Here is a 6,104-nt window from a genome sequence, read left to right as displayed (position 1 = left end):
AGGGGTTGGATACTCCTCAACGTCCCCCTCTACGCTCCGGGGCGCGGGCTTGGCCGCGCCGGGAGGGGAGGGCGGCGTGTCCCCACAGCCGACGCGGGCTGGCGGCGGCCGGGCGCCTCTGCGCGGCCTCGACTGCGTTGAACGCGCCTGGACGGCGCCTCGACTCATTTGCGAATTTATCGAGGGGCGTTTTCCGCATTGTGGGGATTTGGGGCTTTGGCGCAGGAGGCGCTTAGAGTGGCCGTGGAGTCTGTCCTCGGCAAGCTGAGGGAGGCAAGAAGCTGTCTACTGAGGACGTATTTCTCCTCTACCTGGCCACAATAGGGAGGGAGGTGGACGAGATTGGAAGGGAGATTGCCGAGGTAGGCCAAAGAATAGATCAGACAAACAAGTGGATAGATGAAATAAACAAACGCATCGACGAGACGAACAAGAGAATTGACAATTTATACGCGCTACTTCTGGACATCCAGAGGCTTTTGGTGGAGATAGCTGAGAAGAGCTGGCGCGCGGCGGAGCTGGGGCTGAGGTATCGGTTTTCTCTGCGGGGAGCGGCCCGCCGCCTGTTGAGACGCGCTCGGCATTCGCTGGCATCTGCGGCTCTCCCGATCCTCTATAAGGGGACTGACCAGCCCCTCAAGTCGGGGATCGGCAACTTTCTCTTCTACGTGCGCGGCATCAAGCCGGCGCCTCGCCTAGGCGTCTATTTAAACCGAGAAGGTGGTGTCCATATGCGGCTGTCGGAACAGCTCGATAGGGTGAAGAGGTATCTGGCCCTGCTGAGGGAGAGGCTGGAGGAGGGCGGGGACTTGTTCGCCCTCGAGCGCCTCGCGGAGCTCGTGGCCCAGTCCCTTCTCGACCTGGCGGCGATGTGGGCGGCGGCTGAGGGGGCGAGAAGCCGGCTACCTATAGGGATCTGGCGGCGTTTTTGGCGAGGAAGATAGGCTATGGGGAGTTCTTGAGGTGCCTCTTTTAGGAACATAATCGTGCACAGATACTACCAGCTGGACGAGGCGAGCGAGCTGGAGGCCTTCCGCGAGATCGCCTCCACGATGCCGCAGATCGTCGAGGCGAAGTTGCCCGGCGAACCCTGTATCGACGACGTGGGGAGGCTGAGGGAGGTGTTCGAGAGGCACGGCGTGGCATACGCCGTCGTCTTCGGCTCCGTCGCCAAGAGGGGGTGCGGCCGCGATCTGGATCTAGCCGTCAAGTTCGCGAGGCCGGTGGGTCTGTGGGATCCCGCGGGCTTCGCGGCCGACGTGGCGGAGGCCTTGGACCTCGACTACGGGCAGGTAGACGTGGTGGACGTAGACGCGGCGCCGCCCGGCCTTCTCCTATCTATCTTGGAGGGAACGCCCGTGTACAACGGGGAGAGGGCTAGGGAGGACTTGGCGCGGAGGTACGTGGAGCTTCTGGACGTGGGCGAGGCCTGGCGCGCCGCGCGGCGGAGGCTCGGGAGGCGGTGAGGCCGCGCGCAGGCGGGAGGACGTACTGCGCCCCCGCCTCTCGACCAACCGCCGCCAATCCTTTACCATCCCCCAGATGACCGCCACATAGGGCTCTCGCCGAGCCCGCCGACCGCGCGCGCCGGATCGGCGGTTGTGTTAATTAACAGCCCGCCGAGCCTTCTGGCGACATCAACGACTCCCATCGCGGCGGGGGCTCACAGACGGCGGGGAGGGCGTGTGAAGCCCGCACGTCCCTGACGCGAAGCAGCTTGTCGATCCCTCGTCTGGCGTTATCTCGATCTAGCGGCCTCTCGGAATCCCTATTCCTTTCAACTACTAGTTGTGGATGTGGGAGTTTTGGAGAAGCCCCTCCAAAGCCTTCTGCTGGATGCAAACGCGCATCTAGTAGAGGCTTTAGCGGAGGATTGGCTTGCTGTTAGGTTTCTGAGAGAGGCCTTGTCAGAAACGCCGCGGGAGCCGCGATCCACAAGTCAGTCAGTGGAGTGTTATGCCGTGGGATCCGCTCCACGCGATACGGACATCGCGGATATCTGCTGTGCCGTTTATTTAAATACCGGTTGGCATATACATGGAAGCCTCTCACTCCGCCGTGCTAGATATTAGCAGGGGATAGACTGGGCAAACAGGAGGATCGACGAGATCAACGCACGCATTGGCGAACTCGCCGACGCGCTCAGGAAGAGGATAGAGGATGTGAACGCCAGGGTTGACACCGTCAACGAGAGGGTGAACGGCGTGTACCAGATAATCGGAGATATCCAGAGCACCGTCGCGGATATACAGAGCATGCTGATGGAGCTACAGAGAGCGGTTGCAGAGATCCAGCGGGAGGTCGTCGAGCTGAGGAGCGAGGTAGAGGAGGTAAGGGAGAGGCCGGCTAGCCGTTGAGGCCGCGGCCCTAGAGCCTTCCAGGACCCGAGAAGCGCCTGTGCGGACTCCATGCGACGACCGCGTCTCCGACAGCCTCTGGGCCTTGCACGTGGGAGCGTAGACGGGACCTACATCATTTTGGCCGAGCGGTCAGACGTTGTTGGAGCTAGTAATCCCACGCCAGCGGAATGCCAGCAACGGTATGTCTCGCCCCCCAGCCTCGACCTCCGCCCGGAGGTCCTCCCAGACGTAGCGGGAGAGGGCGGCTTCGGCGAGCGCGCAGAGCCTATCCTCGACGTTGGAGACTCTCCTCTCTAGATCGGAGGCGCGTTTCTCTAGGTTCTCTATCCGCGCGGCCAGCTCCGCGAATCCGGCCTTGATGTAGTCGGCGAGGGCCTTTAAGGCCTCAGCAACGGCCTTCATCTCCTCGCTACGGGCCTCCGCCAAGGCTCTCTCCACGACCTCCTCCGGTCCTCAAATCAACAGACTCAACAATACGGCGGCAGTTTTAAGAACATCATCCTACCGCGAGGCTATCTATATATTATGACCGCTACGACAATGCGGCACTAGCACACGGCGGCTCGCGACCTCGGACAGATGTTGGAGGGGGCGACTCGGCGCGCGTTAGAGGTTGTGGAGCAATGTGCTGAGGGTATCGCCGCGTCTTCTGTCGAGCCGCACGCAACCGGCTATCCCGACCTTTCTGCAAACCTCCACGTTGTCGTTCCTGTCGTCGACGAAGATTATCTTATCGGCGCCGTACTTCTCGGCGAAGTGCCTCAGCTCGGCCTCCTTGGAGCAGAAGCGAGGTCTGGCCGCTATTTCGGAGAAGGCCTTGTCTAGGCCGGATAGGGACAGCGCCAGGCGTATCGCGCGCTCTGACTGCATGCTGGCTATCGCCACAGCTCCGCCCCACCTCTCCAGGAAATGCGCCACGTCGGGGAACACGCTCGCCCTAGCCGCCGACTCGACCTCATAAGCCTCCACGAACTCGTGTAGGGCGAGGAAGAGCGGGGTGCCGCAGAGCTCCCTAAACGCCTCGTTTATGCTACGCACGTCGAGGCCGAGCCTGTCCCTGACGGCACGCCTCAGAGACGCCCAGTCTACGTCCAGCTTCGCTATCACTCCGTCGAAGTCGAGGACGACCACTCTATCTGATCTTCCAGACGCGGCCATCGCTCTCCCTATAGAGGAGGACCCCCATATCCATCTGCCTAATGAGGTAGTGACCCTCGGGGAAGGCGTCGACGCGCCCCTCCCCGCACCTCGCCGGCCTCCCGAGGCCGAGCTCGAGGTAGACAAAGGCTAGGTTCATGCACTGGTCCCCATACGCTCTGGCGAAGGCCTCTCCCCACAACGGCGCCGTGGTGTGCCACTTGCCGTCCACCTCAGTCACGTAAAACCTCCCATCAGCCCCCTGCTTCAGGTCGACCGAGTAGAAGCCGTGAGGCCTCGGATCCAGGGCCAGGACGGCGCGCCTCCCCACGTCGTCCACCTCGGGCTCGCGGATAGATCTGGCCACCGATGGAGTGCCGGTGATTCCGGAAAGCGATATATGGCGGAACGGGTACTCCAGGCGCTCCCTCGCGTAGGCCATGACAAGCCTCCCCTCGTACCAGAGGGAGTCGTAGGCCACGTCCCTCCCCGGCAGATACCGCTGGAGCAGGAAATCGCCCGGCTTGGCCCTCCCCTGCACGACGTTGAGCCTTACCCAGTACAAAGCCTCCTCGGGGCTGTTGACCTTCAGGCTCAGCCTGCCCCCGGCGCCCTCCTTAGCCCTTATCCAGAGGGGGCTCCCCAAGGCGTCGAAGGCCCTATACACGTCCTCCTCGTCGCGGACCACCACCGTCTCGGGCACCGGCACGCCCGCCGCGCGGAGCCGCTCGGCTATCAAGTCCTTGGAGGGGTATATGGCCTGGAGATCGGGCAGATATAGCCTCACCCCCATCTTGAGGAAGACGTCCCTATTCTCGGAGACTACTTTGGCCTCCACGCTTGGGTGCGGGTGGAGGAACTCTATCGAGTACCTCCCCGCCAGCTCCACGAGGAGCTTGAGGAACTCGGGGTCGTTGTGCCTCGGCGACCTCACCCTCACGTCCACGTCGGCGAACATTATGTGGTACGGGCTGTGGTCGGTCCCCACGATGAAGAGGCCGCCGAGCTCCCTCTCGGCATACCTCAAGGCCGAGACAAAGTTAAAGCCGCCCATTCCGCCGATGCCCGTCACCAAGATCCTAGTAGGCATAGGCGCACTGCCTGTACTTGATTAAATATATATCCCACGGCCCTCCGGCCTCCCTGTCGACGACGCTGAGGTAGAGGTAGGCGTTGCCCCCGTCCATCAGTAGGGATGGCGTGTCGGCGCCCAGAACGGCGCGCCTTCCGACGAACCTATGAGACTCCGCCGAGGCGTCGAGGAGCACGAACTTCCCGGCGCCCTCGACATCGTAGAGCCTATCCATCAAGAAGCCGACGATATACCCCCTATAGGGCTTCTCCGAGTAGTCGTTCGAGGCCGAGAGCAGGAGGTAGTAGTCGCCGACCCTATACGCCGACGCGTTATGCAGGCTGTGCCAAGGCCCCGGCGTCCCTGCGCCCGCCGCCAGCCTCCACGCACCTATAAAGCCTCCGCCAGGCGTGAAGCGGAGGGCCCAGAGGCCGCGCGGGTAGGGCAGTATATTGCTCACCAAGACATCCACGACGTTGCCGCGCACGTAGACGTTGCTACCAAGGTCGACCTCGGCGGCGTTGAAGGACGACGGAGTCGCCAGAATCGCCAAGTCGGAAAAACCGGAATCCGGCTCCCTAGACGACGCGAGCCTGACCCTATTCCCCCTCTTCCTGTCGACGTAGACGAGATAATATCTGTCCCCCCAGAAGAACGGCGCCGCCGTCAAGCCGTCCTCCAACACCGCGCCGATCTCGGAAAAACTTACGTAGTCCCTAGACCTGTACGCAACGACGGAACACGACCGAGAGCCCTCGCACCGCGAGACGTACATATATATCCAGTCCCCGTACTTAACCGCAGATCCCCACGCGGCGTAGGGGGCAATACCCCTAAGAACCGGCGAGATCTCGACCGCCTCACATAGGGGAAACACAGAGGCAGATAGACGCCGTTATATAAGTCCTACGCCTAGCAGGTTGGTCGAAATCGCGGCGAGATGTCGCGCCAGCGTGATAAGAACCGACAACATTATTAAAAACCTGGCCGACTGAGGCCGTGGATCCTCCTGACGCCGCCTATTTGATCCCCTTCGACGTAAAAACATTCGCGCGGCCTATATTCTTCGCCAGGGCTCTTCGAGGAGAGGATCTCCCGTTGTGCCTAATAGATTCGGTGAGGAGAAGCGGTACCACTAGGTCGTTAGCGAACTAACGCCAGGCTAGTTAAGAGGGTTAAGCTTGTAATATTTGGTGGAGCCGCCACGGGGATCCAGAGGTGCTATGTGGGGAAGGGTTGCTGAAATAGCTAAGGGAACAGGCCTTAGGATCAGCGTCATTGAGGGTGGTGATCCACTGGGAGTTAACGCCGACGTAGTCCTTAACCTAAACGCGCCCAGGGCCATTATAAACAGATCCACGGATTCAGCCATGCATTCCTAGACGCTACAGTTAATGAACACTGGGGCATAGCCGTGGCTGAGGCCAGGGCTAGGGCGTGCCCATTAGCGGCGCATAGGTCTGGAGCTACTCGGAGCGATCTGGCCATAAATGACGAGGCTGGGTTAGGGTACAGCAACCTGATTAAGCATTGGA

Annotated in this window: 8 protein-coding genes; 4 read left to right on the top strand and 4 right to left on the bottom strand. The window is 61.3% G+C overall.

The annotated features are described in order from the left end of the window. Positions 1-332 precede the first annotated feature (332 nt). The 3 genes from TUZN_RS11610 to TUZN_RS10860 all read left to right on the top strand — a co-directional run bounded on the left by TUZN_RS11610 (position 333) and on the right by TUZN_RS10860 (position 2,357). Positions 333-944, top strand: coding sequence for a hypothetical protein (locus TUZN_RS11610; protein ID WP_338064477.1), 612 nt, complete (start codon positions 333-335; stop codon positions 942-944). A gap of 42 nt (positions 945-986) precedes the next feature. Beyond that, positions 987-1,466 carry a nucleotidyltransferase family protein gene (locus TUZN_RS10865; protein WP_237698239.1) on the top strand — a complete coding sequence of 160 codons (480 nt, stop codon included), beginning with the start codon at positions 987-989 and terminating at the stop codon, positions 1,464-1,466. 696 nt (positions 1,467-2,162) lie between these two features. Further along, positions 2,163-2,357 (top strand): hypothetical protein, encoded by a 195-nt coding sequence (locus TUZN_RS10860; RefSeq protein ID WP_013681027.1) that lies wholly within the window; start codon positions 2,163-2,165, stop codon positions 2,355-2,357. A gap of 132 nt (positions 2,358-2,489) precedes the next feature. On the opposite strand, the gene TUZN_RS10855 is transcribed toward TUZN_RS10860, so the two are convergent. From TUZN_RS10855 to TUZN_RS10840, 4 genes are all read right to left on the bottom strand, one after another. Next, positions 2,490-2,798: a hypothetical protein gene (locus TUZN_RS10855; protein ID WP_013681026.1), complete on the bottom strand. Its 309-nt coding sequence runs from the start codon at positions 2,796-2,798 to the stop codon at positions 2,490-2,492. Between the two features lie 168 nt (positions 2,799-2,966). Further along, positions 2,967-3,491: an HAD family hydrolase gene (locus TUZN_RS10850; protein ID WP_237698238.1), complete on the bottom strand. Its 525-nt coding sequence runs from the start codon at positions 3,489-3,491 to the stop codon at positions 2,967-2,969. 1 nt (position 3,492) lies between these two features. Further along, the gene (locus TUZN_RS10845; RefSeq protein ID WP_013681024.1) at positions 3,493-4,587 is read right to left on the bottom strand and encodes an ATP-grasp domain-containing protein; all 1,095 of its coding nucleotides are present in this window, start codon (positions 4,585-4,587) and stop codon (positions 3,493-3,495) included. Then, positions 4,577-5,446 carry a glycoside hydrolase family protein gene (locus TUZN_RS10840; protein ID WP_013681023.1) on the bottom strand — a complete coding sequence of 290 codons (870 nt, stop codon included), beginning with the start codon at positions 5,444-5,446 and terminating at the stop codon, positions 4,577-4,579. The genes TUZN_RS10845 and TUZN_RS10840 overlap by 11 nt, the downstream gene beginning before the upstream one ends. 122 nt (positions 5,447-5,568) lie before the next feature. Between TUZN_RS10840 and TUZN_RS11275 the strand changes: the two genes are divergently transcribed. Next, complete coding sequence (locus TUZN_RS11275; RefSeq protein WP_158305075.1) at positions 5,569-5,724, top strand: hypothetical protein; 156 nt, start codon at positions 5,569-5,571, stop codon at positions 5,722-5,724. The last annotated feature ends 380 nt before the right edge of the window (positions 5,725-6,104 follow it).

It is taken from the genome of Thermoproteus uzoniensis 768-20 (assembly GCF_000193375.1).
Lineage (GTDB): Archaea > Thermoproteota > Thermoprotei > Thermoproteales > Thermoproteaceae > Thermoproteus > Thermoproteus uzoniensis_A.
The sequence above is the reverse complement of the archived record's forward strand: the minus strand, read 5'-3'. Positions and strand labels throughout refer to the sequence as shown.

Coding starts and splice junctions, on each gene's coding strand:
- TUZN_RS10845 (WP_013681024.1), bottom strand. CDS start 4,587: ATGCCTACTAGGATCTTGGTGACGGGCATCGGCGGAATGGGCGGCTTT.